The organism is Lactobacillus laiwuensis (assembly GCF_019972835.1).
Lineage (GTDB): Bacteria > Bacillota > Bacilli > Lactobacillales > Lactobacillaceae > Lactobacillus > Lactobacillus laiwuensis.
The window spans coordinates 1-17,109 of record NZ_BPPB01000010.1; the positions used below are offsets into that span (position 1 = coordinate 1).

The following is a 17,109-nucleotide window of genomic DNA, read 5'->3' on the forward strand; positions in this document are numbered from 1 at the left end:
TCCTACTTTGATTAAATAAAAGATTAAAAAATCAATCTACGAGAAAAATCTATTTACACAAAAAATTTGACAGTTTCCTATATGCGATATGATTATATTAAAGAACTAATTAGTTTATTTGAGAGGTAAAATATGCAGTATAAAAAACCTTTTTATAAAAAGATTTGGCTTTATTTGGTAGTAGTTTTTATAACTTTTTTCACTACTTTTGTTTTTGGCAACACAAGTATACAAGATTCTCAACAAACTGTTATTGCAAAATCGACAAAAGTAGTAAAAAATAATGCGAAAAAACTAGTTACTAAAAAAGTAACTGTTAAAAGAAGAAGAGCTACTCGCAAAAGGAAGGTAGCTGCAAAAAGAAAGCAAAAAAAGCGTAAAAGTGTCGCCAGACGTAATGTACGTAAAGTCTATATAGCTCCTAATTCAGGGAAAAGATATCATTTTAATCCGAGTTGCCGTGGGCTTCGAAGAGCGCATGGCAATATAACCAAAATATCATTAAAAAGGGCTATTAGCCAAGGTTACACCTTATGCAAATGGGAAGATTAAGGAGAAGAAAAAGTAATGATTAAAATCGGTTTCAGAAAGCCTAGTTTGAGAAAGTCTATCTCTGCCAGAACAAAGGGAAGAGCAACAAGGGCTATCAAAAGAGCTATTATTCCCAACTATGGTAAACGTGGCATGGGTTGGGCTCATCCAAAAAGAAAGATATATAATACAATTTACCATAAGACTACCTTTGATACTCGTAAATTATTTATTCATAACAGTTCTAGAAAAAATAAATAAGTATTTGGAGAGCCAATTAATACCCAAAAAGTTAAAAACAGTTTCTCTGAAGTGAATAAAAAGGGCTAGTAAAAATTTTTTCTACACATTAGCTAAGATTGTTATACACAAAAAGACTGATAAATCAGCGTTTCACAAACGAAATTTATCAGTCTTTTTTTAATATTAAAGTTTCTAAATCCACTATTGCCACTATGCTTGCAAAATTTATCGTTGCATCATGTTTACCATTGCTTTTCAGTATAAGATGTTGTCTCTTCTATTGCAGTGAATAATCATGAAATAGTGACAGCAAAGTTAACGTGAGAATTGTAAGTTAATTAGTTTAGCTTTACTATGAATGCAGACCATAATATTTGAGCATTTTAATAATTTCCTGATCAACCTGAGTCGTGGTTTCTCTCACCGGTTTACGTGCTGGGCCTGCATTTGCAACATTAGCTAATTCTACGGATCGCTTTAAAACTGCAGGTACTGTCCCTAATTTTAGAACTGAGCGTAAAACATCTATGCTTTTTTGTAACTTTGCTGCTTTTTGCTCATTGCCATCTTTTAAGGCATGGTCAAGGTTAACTAAAACATTCGGAATTAAATTGCTTGTTCCAGCAATAGCAGCTTTTACACCCATTTTATAAGCGACAGAAATCTTTGAGTCTGAACCAATTAGTACTTGAAACTTATTGTCAGTAGCAACTTCTTGATATTTACGAATTAAATCCACATCGCCACTACTGTCTTTAATCCCAACAATGTTTTCAATTTTAGCAAGTTTACGTACTACATTAACCGGAATATTATAACCGGTATTTTTAGGAATATTGTACATAATTACTGGTAGATCAACACTTGCTGCTACATCACGATAAAAGTCAAATAGTTCATCATCTTGCGGTTTAATAAAATACGGATTTATTATTGATAAGGCATCAGCTCCTGCAGTCTCCATCTCTTGGGATAAAGCAATCGTTTCACTTGTTGAACAAGCCCCAGCTCCTGCAAAAACTGGCACACGATGATCGACATATTGAACCACGGCCTTCACAAAAGCAATTTTTTCAGCGTGAGTTAGAACGTGAAATTCACCATTACTCCCAAGAGCAAAAATACCACTTACACCAGCACTAATTAATTTGTTAATTAACACTTGAGCTGCCTGGTAATTAATTGACTGTTCTTTATCACGATTAAATGGCGTTACAATCGGAGTAATAATACCATTGAACATTTTGCCATCTCCTTCATAGATGTTTTTATTTAATAACTCCTTCTTTAACGAGTCTCTTGCCTAATGCTCCTCCCGGATGGAATTTGCCAAAATCTTTTTCAGAAAATCCCTTAGCTTTGGAGACTGTCAATGCAATTGCATCTCCAACAACTAACGCAGAAGTTGAACTATTAGTAGGAGCCAAGTTGTGTTGGTCTGCTTCCCCATCTACATGGACCAATAATAAGTAATCACAGTCTTTGGCCAAAGTTGAGCCCTGATTACCAGTTAATGCGACTACTTCTGCACCCAATCGTTGAATTGGTGCAACTACTTGAACAGCTTCCTTAGTCTCTCCCGAATTTGATATATCAATAACTAAGTCAGAAGCGGTAATCATTCCCAGATCACCATGCATGGCTTCTGTAGCATGCACAAAAAATGAAGGCGTACCAGTACTGGCAAATGTGGCAGCTAGCTTTTTACCTATATGACCTGACTTACCTACCCCTGTAAAAATTAATCTGCCGTTTCCTTTTAAAGAAATAATTTTATTAACTACTTTTTCATAATTTTGATTATTAAGAGGTAAATCTTTTTCTACCTGTTCAATTGCCGCAATTTCTTTTTCAATGACATCTTGTATATTTGAAATAATATCCATATTATTGCTACCTCTTCTCTGACCGAAAATCAGCTAAAGTTTTAGTTAACTGAACAGCATTATTAGTTATTTTTTCAGAATCACCAGTTAGAGCTGAGCCAAAGCAGACACAATCGGCACCAGCAGCGAGAAAGTCACGGTAATTTTTTACAGAAGCACCGCCAGAAATCAAAATTGGCATGTAAGGAATAGGCGTACTAATTGTTTTAATTTCTTTTACTCCACCCATACTGGATCCAGGAAATACTTTAATAAAGGAAGCGCCATTCTTTAAGGCAGTAGTAATTTCCGTAACGCTATTGCAACCAGGTGCATAAGGCACTTGATACAAATTGCAAATTTGTGCTACTTCCAAATCAAAAGCAGGAGAAAGTATCAATTCAGCACCGCCTAGTATAGCTAATCTAGCAGTGGTAGTATCTAAAACAGTCCCAGCACATATTACCATTTCAGGTATTTCTTTTTTAACCAGCTTCATAGCCTCTAAAGCTGTGGGAACAGTAAAACTAATTTCAATCGCTTTAACGCCGCCTTTAAAGCAAGCTTTTGCAACACGCAAAGTTTCTGCAGGTGTATCTCGCACCACTGTCATTATGTTTAAATCACTAATTTGTCTTACATAAATATTTTTTTGTAACATTTAATTACTCCTAATGAAACAGTTGCAAAACGCCATGAAGTAGTGAACCGACAATATTGTAATCAATGTTCGGGAAAGTTGAACTATTGATACCCATTTGTTGGAAGACGGGTACTAGAATTAGCGGTAAGAATGCTAACAAAAGACCCACCACGAAAGAACCTGCAATAGCTCCACGCCAGCCGCCTGTTGAGTTGCCAAAAATTGCAGCAGTTCCGCCTGAGAAAAAGCAAATATGGGCTGCTGGAATAATCACAATTGGACTGTGGAATAAAATCATTATTCCGATAGCTACAAGTCCTGCTGTGTAAGAACTGACAAAACCTACCAAGACTGCAGTTGGTGCAAAAGGAAAGACTGTTGGAACGTCTAAAGCTGGACGTGAGCCTGGAATAAACTTGGTTGAAATTGCAACAAAGGCATTCGTAATCTCTTCTAGGAACATTCCAACACCATACATCAAAACGCCCATTCCAGCAGTAAATGTCATAGCCTGAATAAACGGATAAACTAACCAATTGACTGAGCCAGAAAGTTTACCGGTTACTACCGGACCAGCAACCAACGCTGACACATAGAATAAAATCAACATGATAATTGCAAGACCCATCAAGAAGTCTTTGAATATCGAAAGTGATTTGGGCAAGTTAAAGTTTTCTGTAGTTTCATCTTTGTGTTTCTTAAACAGCAGGCCGATCGCACCTGACAATGCGTAGCCAAACATGTTATAGTGACCAATCGCCTGATTATCGTTACCGGTAATTCGACGCATAAATGGCTGACAAAGTTCAGGTAAAGCACTGGCACAGAGACCTAAAATAATCCCTCCAATAATAATGGCCCATAAATTGCTTAGTCCACTAAATTTAAGAACCAGGCCTAAAACACAGGCAAAATACAGACTATGTTGACCTGTAAAGAAGATATTTTTAAATGGTGTAATTCTAGCGAAAACGATATTCATTACAAAGCCCAGAATTAAAATCAGAGCAACAACGAAACCATACTTCGTTTGTGCAGCAGCTGTGGCCGCTTCAGGAGAAGCAATCAAGCCGTGAATATGAAAGGCTGATTGAAATAAAACATTGAAGTTTTGCAAAACCCCAGTTAAAGTACTTGAACCAATACCAAATATTAAAAATCCGATAACAGTTTTTGCTGTACCCTTAGTGACATCTGTCCAATCTTTATCTTTTTGAGCAACCAATCCTATAAATGCCACAAAACCTAGTAGCACAGCAGGTTGACTTAGAAAACTAATAATAAAATTTAACATTTCATTCACCTGTTTTATTCATTCATAAGAGGAGCTAATTTAGCTTCAATTTCATTCTGATCCATCATATTTTTAATACCTACTATGGGAATTTTTTTCTCTTTGGCTCTTAAATCATCAGCAACATCGCTCAAGGCAATGATAAAGTCACCATTAAAGCTGCCTATTCCGTCTATGCTGGTATGACTAACATCAAGGTCCCAATTATTCTTTTTAGCTACATTTCTAACTTGTACCGTTAACATTGTACTGGTACCCATACCTGCCCGACATGTAATTATTGCTTTCTTCATTTTTCTTCTCCTTCAAATTCATTTACATAATTAATTATTTCCTGCACATTGTTTGCATGACTAACTGTTTCAAAAAAGTCATTTTTTGAAAGTAAGTTAACCAACTGTGCCATTTGATCCAGATGCCCATTTGCTTTTGTAGAACTTAAGGTAAAAATATATTTAACTGGATCGTTATCTTTGTTATGAAAAGGGACTGGCTCTTTTAAAACAGTCAATCCTATTCCATCTTTTAATGCCCCGTCTTCTATCTTGGCGTGCGATAAAGCAACATGAGGCATAAATACGATATAAGGGCCCATTTCTTCTGCTATTTTAATGACGCTTTTCAAATAGTTATCTGTCACCAAACTATTTTTAACAAGGGGATGACCTGCTTTTAAAATGGCATCACGCCAATCTTTTGCGCTAACATTCAATTGAATCAATTTCGGGTCTATTAGTGGTGTCACTTAATTTTTCATCTCCTTTCTCTACGGATTCAAAGAGTTTAATAAAAGTAGGTGCATTTTCGGCATGTTCAAATTCTTCTAATAAACTGCTATTAGAAAAAATTTCAGTTAATTGTGTTAGCGCCTTCAATTGAGAATTAGAATTTGGTGCATAAAGGCTAAAAACATATTTTGCTTTGATATCATTGCTAAATTTAACAGGTGGGGTAAAACAAACCAGGCTCATACCAGGCACAGAAAATTTAGTAGGGTTATCTGGCTTTGCGTGAAGCAGCATGACATTATCCATAATTTTCATGTATGGCCCGTACTTCTCTATTTGCATACACATTTTGTGAGTATATTTTTCATCCGCAATATGATCCTTTTCAAGTAGCTTTCCAGTGACTTTTACTGACTCCTGCCAAGAATAAGTGCCATTTTCAAAAGCAATTCTTCTTTCCGGCAAGATTTCACTTAAGCACGGTAAATTGTTTTGCTCTTTTTTAAAAGGAACATTTTTTTGAGAAAAATAACTTTGCAGTGCCGCTGTCAAGCCAGTAAAGTCCTTCACATGGGCATATTCACTGACTATGTCTAAAATTTGCGTTGTTTTAACAGCGGGAGAATTATGAGCAGAAGACGAAGTTTGAGCTTTAGAAGCCAGGTGCTGTCTGATTGTTTGTAAATCATAGTCAGTTAGAATGTGATTGATATTTACAATTGGAGCACCTTTATTTGTTACTGGTAAAGTGGCTATAACCAAATCTGCATGAACTCTGGCTTGTTTTTCATAATCTTGCTTTGTAATAACCTTTATCTTTAACTGATCAGGAAACATTTTTTCCAGTTGAATTTTTAAAAGGCGGGACGTCCCAATTCCACTGCCGCATACCAAAGTAATTTTTTCTTTAGGACTTTGACTTTTTGCATTTTTGAGCAGTTCAATTTCTCCGCCAAAGTAAACTGCGATCAACTCTATTTCATCAGCAGTTAAAGATTTTTTTAGGTACTGCTCAAAGGGTTGAACGGCTTCTTTAGTTAAAAGGTAAATTTCTGGATACTTTTTTCTGACATTTAACAAGCTAGAATTTAAAAACTGAACATTGTATAAAACTCTTCTTTGAGCAGCTACCAAATGTGTCGTCAGTGCATTTTGCAAGCTCTTATTGTTTACCAAATCAATTCCAGAAATTACTGAAAAGCGCTTGATGATTTGTGTCGCAATATTTGACATTTCTTGTGATTCAAAATTTTTGCTAATTTTGCTGATTTGCCTTGAATCAATTATTTTACAGAGAAGCTGACTTTCAGCATTTAAATGTTCTGCAGATATACCCAGATAACTCAGCAAATCACAAATTAAAGGCTCGAACTTACCGCTACCTTTAATTTTTTTATTCCTGTTATTTTTTAAAAAATGTCCATTCCTGTATCTCTTAACTGAAAAACAGATGTACTCTTTAACTTGAAAAACTGACTCATCCGTTAATAAGCAACCAATATTTTGTTCAACCGTTAAAAGTACTTGCTCAATTTCTACTTTTTCTTTAGTTTCTAAACTCAAAAATGGAGCAATCTTATCAAATATCATTGTTCCTTGAATATTAGCTAGTTTTTGTAAAGCAAATTTGCGAATTTCCTCCTCTAAACCTGTGATTAAATAGCCATTTTTTTCTAACTCTAACTTCAAATTTCTGCTTTCAGTGTCTTTTTTAACTTTCGCTAGGTCACTCTGAGTGGTTCTTCTCGTTACTCCGTTTAGAGAGTTTAAATATTCAATAGTAACCCTATTATTTCTGCAAAGAAGAGCAAATTCAATTGCTATTACTCTAACCGATTGAGGCAGCTTAACTTTTCCCTGCTGCAAATCATGTTTAAGATCCTTCTCAATCTCAGAAATTTCGTATGGTTGAACAAAATAACCATGATTTCTAACTGTCATAATCTTATTTAAGTCATGCAGCTCAAGCCATTCGTTTAACCCGTTAATAGCTGAATAGGCAGTTCTTTTAGTTATTTGAAGTTTATTAGTTATTTGGCTAATACTTAATAAAGAGTTCGAATTTGTTAACATTTTTAGTAACAAGTATTCGTGATACAACAAGATATATTTCACCTGCTTTCTAACTCTCAAATAAATAATAAAGGGAGTGCAATGAAACTTGTTGCACATTTAAAACTGAAAAATGATACACTTTCATATGCATATTTAGATGTTGTCTACCTAGTCCAATTTGTATAAAAAAAACATAATTCAGATTACAAATCAGAATTATGTTTTTAAAAATAATATTCCATTCAATTCTTACGATTTAGCAAAAATTTTAAAGCTTCTTGCCATTTGTTTTAATAACAGTTTTAAACCAATCAAATGAATCCTTTTTATAACGTTTCAGCGTACCCTTGCCTCTATCGTCTAAATCAACATAGATTAATCCATAGCGTTTGGACATTTGGCCTGTTGTAAATGAAATACAATCAATACATCCCCAAACCAAGTACCCAATTACAGGGACTCCATCAATTTCAATTGCTTTTTTCATTTCAATAATATGATCTTTTAAATAATTTATACGGTATGGATCATGTATTTTATAATCTGACGTTAGTTTATCTTCGGCACCTAAACCATTTTCAACTAAAAACAATGGTAATTGATATCGGTCATAAACTTGATTTAGCCATATTCGCAGCCCAATCGGATCAACAGTCCAGCCCCACTTGTTTTTCTGTAAATACGGATTGACAACTGTATCTTCACTGGCAGCATTGCCAGAACCAATTCTCTTTCTATTCGGGTCTGCACTCACAGTACTTGATAAATAATAACTGAAACCTATGTAATCAACACATCCATGTTTTAAATCGCCTAAATCCTTATCAGTGATTTCAATGTGATAACCCTTTTCCTGCCATTCTTTTAAAATAAAATTAGGATATCTGCCCCGTACCTGTACATCAGAGAAAAACATTTGATATTGGTTTAACTTTTGCGCTTTCAGAATATCTTCTGGGTTGGGAGTGTTGGGATAATAGGGTGAAGCAGCCACCATGCAGCCTACCTTAAGATTGGCATTTAAAGAATGAGCATATTTCACAATCTGACTTCCCGCAACAAACTCATTATGAACGGCTTGGAACATGATTTCACGCTTATTATCATTTGCATTAAAAATTAAGCCGGAATTAGTGTATGGGAAAAGAGGATTTTCTACTAAATATTGATTATTTATTTCATTAAACGTCAGCCAATAATTTGTGTATTGCATAAAATTGTCTAAACAAACTTTAGCAAATTTCACAAAATATGCGATGCACTTGCGATTACGCCACCCGCCAAATTTTTCTACCAGATAATAAGGCATTTCAAAGTGTGACAATGTTATGATGGGCTTAATGTTATATTGCTTCATCGTCTCAAATAAGTTATGGTAAAATTTTAATCCTTGTTCATTAGGCTCATTTTCGTCGCCATGTGGAAAGATTCTTGACCAATTAATGCTGACACGCAGGCACTTAAAGCCCATTTTTGCCATTAATTTAATATCACTTTCATAGTTATGATAGAAATCTATGGCCTTATGATTAGGATAATACTCGTTCTCATTAACAGACGTTGTAATTTTCCGCTTAGTTGTTGCAGTTCCTGCAGTTAGTAAATCTGAAATATCCAATCCTTTTCCGTCTTCTAGATATGCGCCCTCGACCTGGTTAGCAGATAGAGCTCCGCCCCATAAAAAATTATTTTCCATTTGCAGTTTATCTCCTACTGTACAAACATAATTTGATCCTGAGTATGAATACTATCATCTTCCTTAACGCTAACATCAATTTGGTATTTTTCAGGATTTGTAATAATAATTGGTGATTCGAGCGTATAACCAGCTTTTTTTATCTTTTCCATATCTGCTTCTAAAATTTCCTGTCCCTGTTCGACTCTATCGCCATTTTTTACTAAAGCGTTAAAATATTTACCATTTAAATTAACAGTATCAAGTCCAATATGAATAAGAAGCTCAACGCCTGTATCACTGCGTAAGCCAATAGCATGCTTAGTAGGCATTACAGTAATTACTTGACCATTAAAAGGTGCTGTTACTTTATTAGAATTAGGAATAACAGCTATTCCCTTGCCTATACTCTCATTTGCAAAAACTTCATCGTGAACATCAGCAAGATTAAGCACTTTACCCGAAAATGGAGAAGTGATTACTAAAGCCTGATGATCATTTTTTTCTACTGTTTGATCTTTATTTACTGCTTGAGTGAGGTCAGCTGCCATTCCATCTGAATCCGTATTTTGGTCTTTAAATCCCCAAAAGAAGGTCAAAAGAACACCCAATACAAGTGAAATACCTGAACCTAAAACCATAAAACCAATTGGTTTATATGACAACATAAATATAGAAAAGATATTATGAAAGACATAGGAGGTCATCATAACATGAAATAATGCACTGACCGCTCCACCAACGCCACCAGCGATGGCAGTAATTATCATTAAACGCTTTGACTGCATAATCAAACCATATAAAATTGGTTCAGTGACACCAGCAAAAATTCCTGTAATAGCCGTCGAACCTGAGACGCCACGCAGTTTCGTGTTTTTTTGCTTATAAACACTATAAAGAAAAGTACCCAAAGCTATTCCTATTTGTCCCCAGACAGCACAAACATTAACTCCTTCTACTACATCTCCACCAACGGCTTTTAAATTTTGCAGAGTAATTGGCGTAAAACCCCAATGTAGTCCTAAAACAGTTAAGAATGGATAAGAAGCGCCTAATACTAATCCGGCTATTAACCTACTTTTACCAAATAACCACATAATTGCTGCTGAAATCCAGTTACCTACATTGGTCCCAAATGGCCCAAACACTAAAACAGTTGCCGGAACCAATAAGAGCAAACAAATCATTGGGTTTAAAAATAATTGTAATTGTTGTGGGATGTATTTTTTCAGCAATTTATTAAGTAAAGCATAGACAGCAATAATTACAAAGATTGGAAAAACTGTCATTGAATAATCAATCGGATCTAAGTCTAATCCAAATAAATGCAGTCCATGTTTTCCTATTAGTCCTGTAAAATTAGGCTCGAGTAACGCTGCACCTAACGCACCTCCTACGAATGGGTCAGCCTTAAATTGCTTAGATAGTGTAATACCTAAAAATACCGGTAAAAAATAAAAAATAGAATTACCTGCAGCTGAACAAACTAAATATAGTGTACTAGTAGGTGATAGCCAGTGAACTGTTGTTAACACTGTTAATAAAGCTTTGACCATTCCTGCCCCTGCCATAATGGATATTAAAGGCAAAAATGCACCGGAAATAACTTTTGTTAGTGAAAACTTTTCATCCTGCTTACCTTCTGCTTCAGAATTATTTTTTCCACCCATCAGCTTTTTGATAACATCATAAAACTCAGTTACATTGGGACCAATTACAACCTGGCATTGCCCACCACTCAAAACGACGCTTAAAACACTCGGTAATTTATTTAACTCATCTTTATTAATTTTACTGTTATCTTTCAATACAAAACGAAGTCTTGTAGCACAATGAACCAAACTATTAACATTTTCCAAGCCACCAACATATTTCAAGATCGTTTTTGCTTCTTTATCTATTTTTTTCATTTTTACTCCATATTATTTTTTATTATCAACAAGTGTTAATTGGTTAAGATGTAAGGTTAGATAAAGCATTTCATCCTCCCCGATCTGCCAGTGATATTTATTATGCAAAAAAGCTTTAATTTTTTCTGCACACTGAAAATCACTGGCATATTTAGCCTCTATAACCTTTAAAATTGAATTTTTTGAATTGGACGTTTCATGATTTAGTTCACGCAAAATAAAATATCTTAAGTGATTGATAAAGCGCTTATAACTATATGAATCTTCTTTCAAGTCCTTCTGGTAATAATCAGAAACAATCGCCAAAACCTGATCAATAATTTTAGTACTGGAAATAGTTGTATCCATGTCATTAATCGAAAAATTGACATTAATCAAATGCAAAGCTATATAAGTTGCCTCTGAGTGTGGAATCTCAAGCTTTGTCTGTTCGCGTAAAAATTCAACAGCATTTTCAGAAAATTTAAAAATTTCAGGATAAATAACTTTAACATCCCATTCTAATGGAGCTTTAAAGTTCAAATTTTGCTTAACCCTTTTTAGCATAAAACTAATATGATCAGAAAGAGTCAATAGTAGCATGTCATTAAACTTAAGATTTAGCTCTTGTTCACCTTTTTGAATAATTTGACGTGCATATTCAATACTGGCATCGTCAATCCTTTTTATTAATTCTTGAAAGGCCTTAACGGAATCATGGTCAAATATAACGTAATTCTTTTCTATTTGAGCTTTTTCAAGGTCGATAACGCAGCCAATTTTTTTGCCATAGCCAATTGCTTTACCTAAAATTATTCGTTCATTTTTTGACTGATCTTCAACTAAAATAGCGTTATTGTTCAAGTTATTCTTCAAAATCCACAATTTTTCCACCTCTTTTCCAAAAAACGTTATAAAAAAAGCGTTACCCACAGCTCATCAAAAAAACTGTAAGTAACGCCTTGTAAAAAGTAACGTCCTTAATGGATATAAGTATATCATTTCTTGTAAACTCTTTCAAATAAAAATCAGACAAATTTTTATTGAGTTCGTATGTTTGCTTGATTTTTGTGCCAGTAAAGTTTGGCTTCATTTGCTCAGAATAAATAAAAGTGTAGCCAGCAAAAACTAAATTCTTCCATCAAATTTTTTACATCTCTTATATTTTCTATTAATTAGTACAAATACTTGCGTCTTTTTTACATTTACCTTCTATTTTTTATTTCCTACCATTACAGATGGAAAGCGCTTTATAAAATGGAGGTATTTAATATGATTAATAATTCAAATTTATGTCTTAATCGTAAATCAGCGCCCGGTTTACCACTTGCTGATTTTATTAAATTAGCAAGTGAATTAGGAATCAAACATGTAGAATTAAGAAATGATCTAGGTAAAGAACCTGATAATAAAAATATCTTAGATGGAATGAGTATTTCAGATTTTAATGATCTATTACAAAAATACGACGTTCAAGTTGAAGATATCAACTCGCTCGGTAATACGGATTTATTGAGCCAGAAAGACAATAATTTAAATGATCTCAATGAGATGATTACTATAGCTCAGGGAATCGGCGCCCAAAAAATTCTTTTCTGTCCGGTAATGGACAAGTTCGATGATAGAAGTGACAGCGAAAAATTTAATGAAGGTGTTGAAACCATTAAAGAGTTTGCAAAAAGGCTTCAAGATAAAGGTATGTCTGGTTTATTTGAAACACTGGGTTTCCCTGAAAGTTCAATCAGAACACCATTTAGAGCTATTGATATCATCGAAGAAGCTAGTGCAACCAATTTTAAAGTAGTAGCTGATCTATTTCACTGGTTCATGGGCGGTGTCACTCGTAATGATTTAGATAATAAGCTTGATGTTAATAAAGTTGGTCTCATTCATATGAGTACAATCGAGGTCCAGATGCCAAAATCTAAATTGACAGATCAAAATCGCATGCTTTTAAGTGATCCTAATCAGGATCATATCAATGCTTTTGACACTATTAAATGGTTTTCAAACAGCAAATTCGACGGTCTATTTTCATTTGAGCCATTCTCAGATGAACTTCGCCAGTGGGATTATGAAACTGCCAAGGAAAATCTTACCAAGAGCATTAACCTGATTAAAAATATTTAGGAGGATTTATTATGTTGGAATTAAATGACTTTTGTATTAATCGTTGCTGTGCAGGTGGCTTATCTCTGCCCGACTTTGTAAAATTAGCTAATGATGTCGGAGTTCATAATATCGAATTAAGAACAGACATACATCACGGGAGCAATTTTTTGGATGACTTAAGCATTGCAGAGTTTAATAATTTGCAGCGCAATTATGATGTTCATGTAGCTAATATTTCCGCCGAATTTAACCTTGATGATCGTAGTGACTGGAATACCAAATTAAAGGGAGTTACTGCATTAGCTGAAATTGCACAAAAAATTGGTGCTGATCATATTTTGTTTACTCCTATCAGAAATGCGGATGATATTCGTACTGATGAACAAAAATTTGACGATCTAGTTCACAATATTCGGATTTATTCAGATGTTCTTGGAGCAGTAGGAGTTAATGGCTTGGTAGAACCTTTAGGATTTGGTGACTCATCATTGCGTTTCCCGTGGGTTGCACAAAAGGTTTTACAAGAAGCGGATGCTAAAAACTTTAAGTTAATTGCAGATACCTTCCATTATTATAAAGCCGAGGTTACTAAAGATGATTTTTACGAAAAGGTCGATGTCAGCCGTGTTGGCTTAATTCATTTAAGTTCTATTACTTCTGCAAAATCTCCAGAAGAAGCTGATGATGCCGATCGTTACTTTATCTCTGCTAATGAAGAAGACGTGATGAAATCTATTGAACAAGCAAATTGGTTTAAGGAGAGCAACTATTTCGGTCTTTATTCATTTGAGCCTTGTGCACCTGAAATTAATAATTGGAGTTATGATAAATGCAAACAACAAATTGCAGACAGTATTGAAAAAATAATTGCCGGTTAGAAAACCAGATCTAAAATCGCTTAAATCCTAAAAACTGTTGAAAGATTCGCTTAAGAAGCTGTCAACAGTTTTTTTATCCTAAAGACATATTAGATTTTAAAATCACTATTCCAAATAGGTCTAGGTATCCAGACTTTTTATAATATACGTAATCACTGGTTATACTTTCATTACTTGAAATGGTTCACCAAACTGCTTGCCCCATGCTCTTCTAAAAAGCAAATTAATCAAAAATAAAAATATTGAACATCTATTTTTAAATGTTCAATATTCTTTTTGAAAGTTATTTTTAGATAAACGAATTGAATTTGTTTGAGAGATATATATTAATTTTATTACTGGGCATTAATTAAATCTATGCTACGAACAATTTCTTTCTTGGCTTTTTCTGCATCCAATTTATACAAGTCTGGAGAAAATGGTTCAAAAGAATATAAGCCATTATAAGTACTTTCTTCAAACATTTTTACGTGATTTAAGGCATTCATAATGTCATTCTTAGTTACCAAGATTCGGTCAGCATCACCTAATTCTTCACGTGGCTTTTGATTAACAACTGAGCTTAAATGAACTAAACCAACCATTTTAGGATCTACTTTAGTCTCAAAGTCTTCTTTAGTAACCTCGGCTAAATAATAGTGGAAATTATCAGCTACTAACTTGAAGTTATCGACTTTGGCAGCTTTAATAATATCTTGTGCAAGCCATGGTGTTCTTAAGGATGAATCCATGAATCCCAAAGGCTCGAGCAAACCACTCATGCCATTTTCTTTTAAGAGTTTAGAATAAGCCTTCATATTATTAATAGCGCCTTGACGACATTCTGCACTCGTTCTCTTGTCATTTGCATCTCTAACTGGACAGAACAGAATATTTTTCACGTGCAAAACTTTGCCAATATCAATCATTTCGTTAAGACTTTTCAGGTTTTCTTCTAAGCTCTCCGCCAGATCCATATTTCCCTGAGCATTAATATCTACTACTTGAATATTTTTTTCATCAAGCAACTGCTTTATTTCTTCAGGTTGATAACCATCTAAAATGGTAGAATTATCGACTTCACCTGTTATATCATTACGCAACTCAATATATTTAATGTTCAGATCAGCCACCATGTTAATAAAATCTTTTAAGTCTAATCCAGGGGCAGATTTTCTATTGATACAAAAGTCATTGTATGTAAGCATCCAGGTATTCCTCCTTTCATTAAATGTGGAGTCCATCTTTAATAGACTTCAAAGTTTTTTCATTTGACCATTCTATGCGATCAGGCCACATAAACACATTATTGGTCACAATTCCATCAAAGTTAATTTCACGAAGCGTAGAATAAAAGGCATCCATATCAACTTCGCCTTCACCAGGATTTAAGTGTTGATGAATAGTTACAGGAGCACCAGGCGGGTTGATAGTATATCTCAATCCATAAGAACCAGCAAAATTAAACGTATCTGCAATTAGGACGTGACTCAGTACATCTTTTGAATCTAAAATTTGCTTTCTGACATCACCTTTACCACCATCAGAATAAAAGGCATGTGCCGAACATAATACTTGGCCAACATTATCAGAGTTGAGTGAGCGAATAAGCTGTGCAGCAGCATAACTGGATTCAATAAAGTCATTTGGGTGGGCTTGAATTTCAAGTCTAATTCCTTCCTTTTCAAAAATAGGAAGCAATTCCTCCATGGATTTATACCACTGACCTTCTGAAGCAACAGAATTATATTTATCCCCAGAAAATTCAGTATTAATGGTATTAACCCCAAGTTCAGAGGCAAGCCAAATTGTCCTCTTCATATTGCGTACAGCTGCTTGTCTTTCTTGTTCGTTAGGTGAGGACCATTGCTGGACAGGAACCAAAGATGAAATTTCAACTCCAGCATCCTTACACCATTTGCGAACATTTGTAATCATAGCGGAATTTGCTTTAGGATATTGATAAAACCAGAAGAAATCAGTTCTAGGAGCTAATTCCAAATATTTGTATCCTAGCTCTGCTACTTTATCAATCGTTTCGTGAAGTGGCGTACTATCGCGAAACATTGAAGCATCATATGCTAATTTCATAAAAATCTCTTTTTCCTTTTTAATTATTAATTCTTGTAAAGATCTGGTCTTTCAGGCAAAACTACTGGTTCTTTGACAAAACCATTGTCACGTGATTTCTCTAAAGCATCGGCAGCTACACATGCCATTAAACCATCCCAAGTTGTTGGAGCTGTCGGGTTAAGGTGATCAGCTAGTACACCATTTACCCAATCTTGGATTTCTGAATCAAAGGCTTGACGGAAACGGAAACTATCATTTTGTGGAATTGCAGTTTGTGCTCTTTCTTGAGTTTTTACTTGAGTGAAAATTGGGCTGGTTAATGCAATAGTTCCTTCTTCACAGACAACTTCACAGTTAATATCGTAACTGTTATGATTATTAACAAATACTTCTAGATCAGCATGGATACCATTCTTAGTATCAAATGTCATCACTTGGGGATCATGCAAACCTTCGTGAGTGTATTTGGTTTGTGCTCCAGGAATAAAGCATGAAACTTTGTCATAGTCACTACCAACTAACCAGTGCATAATGTCACATTCGTGAATAGCAGTTTCAACAATGGCATCATTATCGTAGTAATCAGAAACAGTTGTTTCATTTCTGTGTGTCATGTGCAAAAGTAATGGCTTGCCATAAGTGCCTTCGTCAATAGCTTTCTTAATTTGACGATAACCATTGTCATAACGACGCATGAAGCCTACTTGAACCAATCTTTTACCAATTTTGGTTTCTGCTTCAACAACGCGTTTACAATCATCTGCTGAAGTTGAAAGCGGCTTTTCACTAAAGACATACTTTCCTTCTTCAAGAGCTTTCAAGACAAAGGGTACATGAGTATCGTGTGGACGAGTAACTACCATGATAGCGTCAATATCAGGTGACTCGATTAATTCCTCACCCGTTTCAAAATGCTTGCAGTTATATTTTTGAGCATATTTTTCAGCAAGTTCTTGTTTAATATCAGCAACACCTGCTAGAGTGGCGCCATTAATTCTATTAGCGACACGGTCAATATGGTCTGAGCCTTTATAACCACAGCCAATAATACCAATTCTAAGTGTCATAATATTCCTCCTATATATTTTAGTATTAGTAAGCGCTTTCGCTCACTTGTTACAAATTTCATTATAGAGCTTTCAGT

The 17,109-nt window shown here is 34.6% G+C and carries 17 protein-coding genes; 4 read left to right on the forward strand and 13 right to left on the reverse strand.

From position 1 onward, the window contains the following. Nucleotides 1-132 precede the first annotated feature (132 nt). Nucleotides 133-552: a hypothetical protein gene (locus tag LDM92_RS07965; RefSeq protein WP_223902771.1), complete on the forward strand. Its 420-nt coding sequence runs from the start codon at nucleotides 133-135 to the stop codon at nucleotides 550-552. Nucleotides 553-570: 18 nt separating this feature from the next. Then, entirely contained in the window at nucleotides 571-792 is a 222-nt protein-coding gene (locus LDM92_RS07970; RefSeq protein WP_122051959.1) for a hypothetical protein, read from the forward strand. Between the two features lie 334 nt (nucleotides 793-1,126). Here LDM92_RS07970 and LDM92_RS07975 read toward each other — a convergent pair whose 3' ends face one another. The 10 genes from LDM92_RS07975 to LDM92_RS08020 form a co-directional block, all read right to left on the reverse strand. After that, nucleotides 1,127-2,017: a dihydrodipicolinate synthase family protein gene (locus LDM92_RS07975; protein WP_223902772.1), complete on the reverse strand. Its 891-nt coding sequence runs from the start codon at nucleotides 2,015-2,017 to the stop codon at nucleotides 1,127-1,129. Nucleotides 2,018-2,042: 25 nt separating this feature from the next. After that, nucleotides 2,043-2,660, reverse strand: a complete 618-nt coding sequence (locus tag LDM92_RS07980; protein WP_223902773.1) for a KpsF/GutQ family sugar-phosphate isomerase — start codon at nucleotides 2,658-2,660, stop codon at nucleotides 2,043-2,045. A 7-nt stretch (nucleotides 2,661-2,667) separates the two neighbouring features. Continuing rightward, nucleotides 2,668-3,300, reverse strand: coding sequence for a beta/alpha barrel domain-containing protein (locus LDM92_RS07985; RefSeq protein ID WP_223902774.1), 633 nt, complete (start codon nucleotides 3,298-3,300; stop codon nucleotides 2,668-2,670). Between the two features lie 10 nt (nucleotides 3,301-3,310). Continuing rightward, nucleotides 3,311-4,576, reverse strand: a complete 1,266-nt coding sequence (ulaA, locus tag LDM92_RS07990) for a PTS ascorbate transporter subunit IIC (RefSeq protein WP_223902775.1) — start codon at nucleotides 4,574-4,576, stop codon at nucleotides 3,311-3,313. A 14-nt stretch (nucleotides 4,577-4,590) separates the two neighbouring features. Beyond that, nucleotides 4,591-4,869 (reverse strand): PTS sugar transporter subunit IIB, encoded by a 279-nt coding sequence (locus tag LDM92_RS07995; RefSeq protein ID WP_034978948.1) that lies wholly within the window; start codon nucleotides 4,867-4,869, stop codon nucleotides 4,591-4,593. Continuing rightward, nucleotides 4,866-5,321: a PTS sugar transporter subunit IIA gene (locus LDM92_RS08000; protein WP_223902776.1), complete on the reverse strand. Its 456-nt coding sequence runs from the start codon at nucleotides 5,319-5,321 to the stop codon at nucleotides 4,866-4,868. The genes LDM92_RS07995 and LDM92_RS08000 overlap by 4 nt, the downstream gene beginning before the upstream one ends. Continuing rightward, a complete protein-coding gene (locus tag LDM92_RS08005; RefSeq protein WP_238480661.1) occupies nucleotides 5,278-7,377 on the reverse strand; it encodes a BglG family transcription antiterminator in 2,100 nt (699 codons plus the stop codon). Before LDM92_RS08005 ends, LDM92_RS08000 begins: the two co-directional genes overlap by 44 nt. Before the next feature lie 250 nt (nucleotides 7,378-7,627). Then, entirely contained in the window at nucleotides 7,628-9,055 is a 1,428-nt protein-coding gene (locus LDM92_RS08010; protein ID WP_223902778.1) for a 6-phospho-beta-glucosidase, read from the reverse strand. A gap of 14 nt (nucleotides 9,056-9,069) precedes the next feature. Beyond that, the gene (locus tag LDM92_RS08015; protein ID WP_223902779.1) at nucleotides 9,070-10,944 is read right to left on the reverse strand and encodes a glucose PTS transporter subunit IIA; all 1,875 of its coding nucleotides are present in this window, start codon (nucleotides 10,942-10,944) and stop codon (nucleotides 9,070-9,072) included. 12 nt (nucleotides 10,945-10,956) lie between these two features. After that, nucleotides 10,957-11,817 (reverse strand): PRD domain-containing protein, encoded by an 861-nt coding sequence (locus tag LDM92_RS08020; RefSeq protein WP_223902780.1) that lies wholly within the window; start codon nucleotides 11,815-11,817, stop codon nucleotides 10,957-10,959. Nucleotides 11,818-12,195: 378 nt separating this feature from the next. Between LDM92_RS08020 and LDM92_RS08025 the strand changes: the two genes are divergently transcribed. Both LDM92_RS08025 and LDM92_RS08030 read left to right on the forward strand, forming a co-directional pair. Next, entirely contained in the window at nucleotides 12,196-13,053 is an 858-nt protein-coding gene (locus LDM92_RS08025) for a TIM barrel protein (protein WP_223902781.1), read from the forward strand. An 11-nt stretch (nucleotides 13,054-13,064) separates the two neighbouring features. After that, nucleotides 13,065-13,913: a TIM barrel protein gene (locus LDM92_RS08030; RefSeq protein WP_223902782.1), complete on the forward strand. Its 849-nt coding sequence runs from the start codon at nucleotides 13,065-13,067 to the stop codon at nucleotides 13,911-13,913. Between the two features lie 335 nt (nucleotides 13,914-14,248). On the opposite strand, the gene LDM92_RS08035 is transcribed toward LDM92_RS08030, so the two are convergent. The 3 genes from LDM92_RS08035 to LDM92_RS08045 are packed head-to-tail and all read right to left on the reverse strand — an operon-like array spanning nucleotide 14,249 to nucleotide 17,032. Beyond that, complete coding sequence (locus tag LDM92_RS08035; RefSeq protein ID WP_223902783.1) at nucleotides 14,249-15,100, reverse strand: TIM barrel protein; 852 nt, start codon at nucleotides 15,098-15,100, stop codon at nucleotides 14,249-14,251. A gap of 19 nt (nucleotides 15,101-15,119) precedes the next feature. Then, entirely contained in the window at nucleotides 15,120-15,983 is an 864-nt protein-coding gene (locus LDM92_RS08040) for a sugar phosphate isomerase/epimerase family protein (protein WP_122051853.1), read from the reverse strand. A gap of 26 nt (nucleotides 15,984-16,009) precedes the next feature. After that, nucleotides 16,010-17,032, reverse strand: coding sequence for a Gfo/Idh/MocA family protein (locus tag LDM92_RS08045; protein WP_122051852.1), 1,023 nt, complete (start codon nucleotides 17,030-17,032; stop codon nucleotides 16,010-16,012). Nucleotides 17,033-17,109: the final 77 nt, after the last annotated feature.

Coding starts and splice junctions, on each gene's coding strand:
- LDM92_RS07965 (WP_223902771.1), top strand. CDS start 133: ATGCAGTATAAAAAACCTTTTTATAAAAAGATTTGGCTTTATTTGGTA.
- LDM92_RS07975 (WP_223902772.1), bottom strand. CDS start 2,017: ATGTTCAATGGTATTATTACTCCGATTGTAACGCCATTTAATCGTGAT.
- LDM92_RS07980 (WP_223902773.1), bottom strand. CDS start 2,660: ATGGATATTATTTCAAATATACAAGATGTCATTGAAAAAGAAATTGCG.
- LDM92_RS07985 (WP_223902774.1), bottom strand. CDS start 3,300: ATGTTACAAAAAAATATTTATGTAAGACAAATTAGTGATTTAAACATA.
- ulaA (WP_223902775.1), bottom strand. CDS start 4,576: ATGTTAAATTTTATTATTAGTTTTCTAAGTCAACCTGCTGTGCTACTA.
- LDM92_RS07995 (WP_034978948.1), bottom strand. CDS start 4,869: ATGAAGAAAGCAATAATTACATGTCGGGCAGGTATGGGTACCAGTACA.
- LDM92_RS08005 (WP_238480661.1), bottom strand. CDS start 7,377: ATGTTAACAAATTCGAACTCTTTATTAAGTATTAGCCAAATAACTAAT.
- LDM92_RS08010 (WP_223902778.1), bottom strand. CDS start 9,055: ATGGAAAATAATTTTTTATGGGGCGGAGCTCTATCTGCTAACCAGGTC.
- LDM92_RS08015 (WP_223902779.1), bottom strand. CDS start 10,944: ATGAAAAAAATAGATAAAGAAGCAAAAACGATCTTGAAATATGTTGGT.
- LDM92_RS08025 (WP_223902781.1), top strand. CDS start 12,196: ATGATTAATAATTCAAATTTATGTCTTAATCGTAAATCAGCGCCCGGT.
- LDM92_RS08030 (WP_223902782.1), top strand. CDS start 13,065: ATGTTGGAATTAAATGACTTTTGTATTAATCGTTGCTGTGCAGGTGGC.
- LDM92_RS08035 (WP_223902783.1), bottom strand. CDS start 15,100: ATGCTTACATACAATGACTTTTGTATCAATAGAAAATCTGCCCCTGGA.
- LDM92_RS08040 (WP_122051853.1), bottom strand. CDS start 15,983: ATGAAATTAGCATATGATGCTTCAATGTTTCGCGATAGTACGCCACTT.
- LDM92_RS08045 (WP_122051852.1), bottom strand. CDS start 17,032: ATGACACTTAGAATTGGTATTATTGGCTGTGGTTATAAAGGCTCAGAC.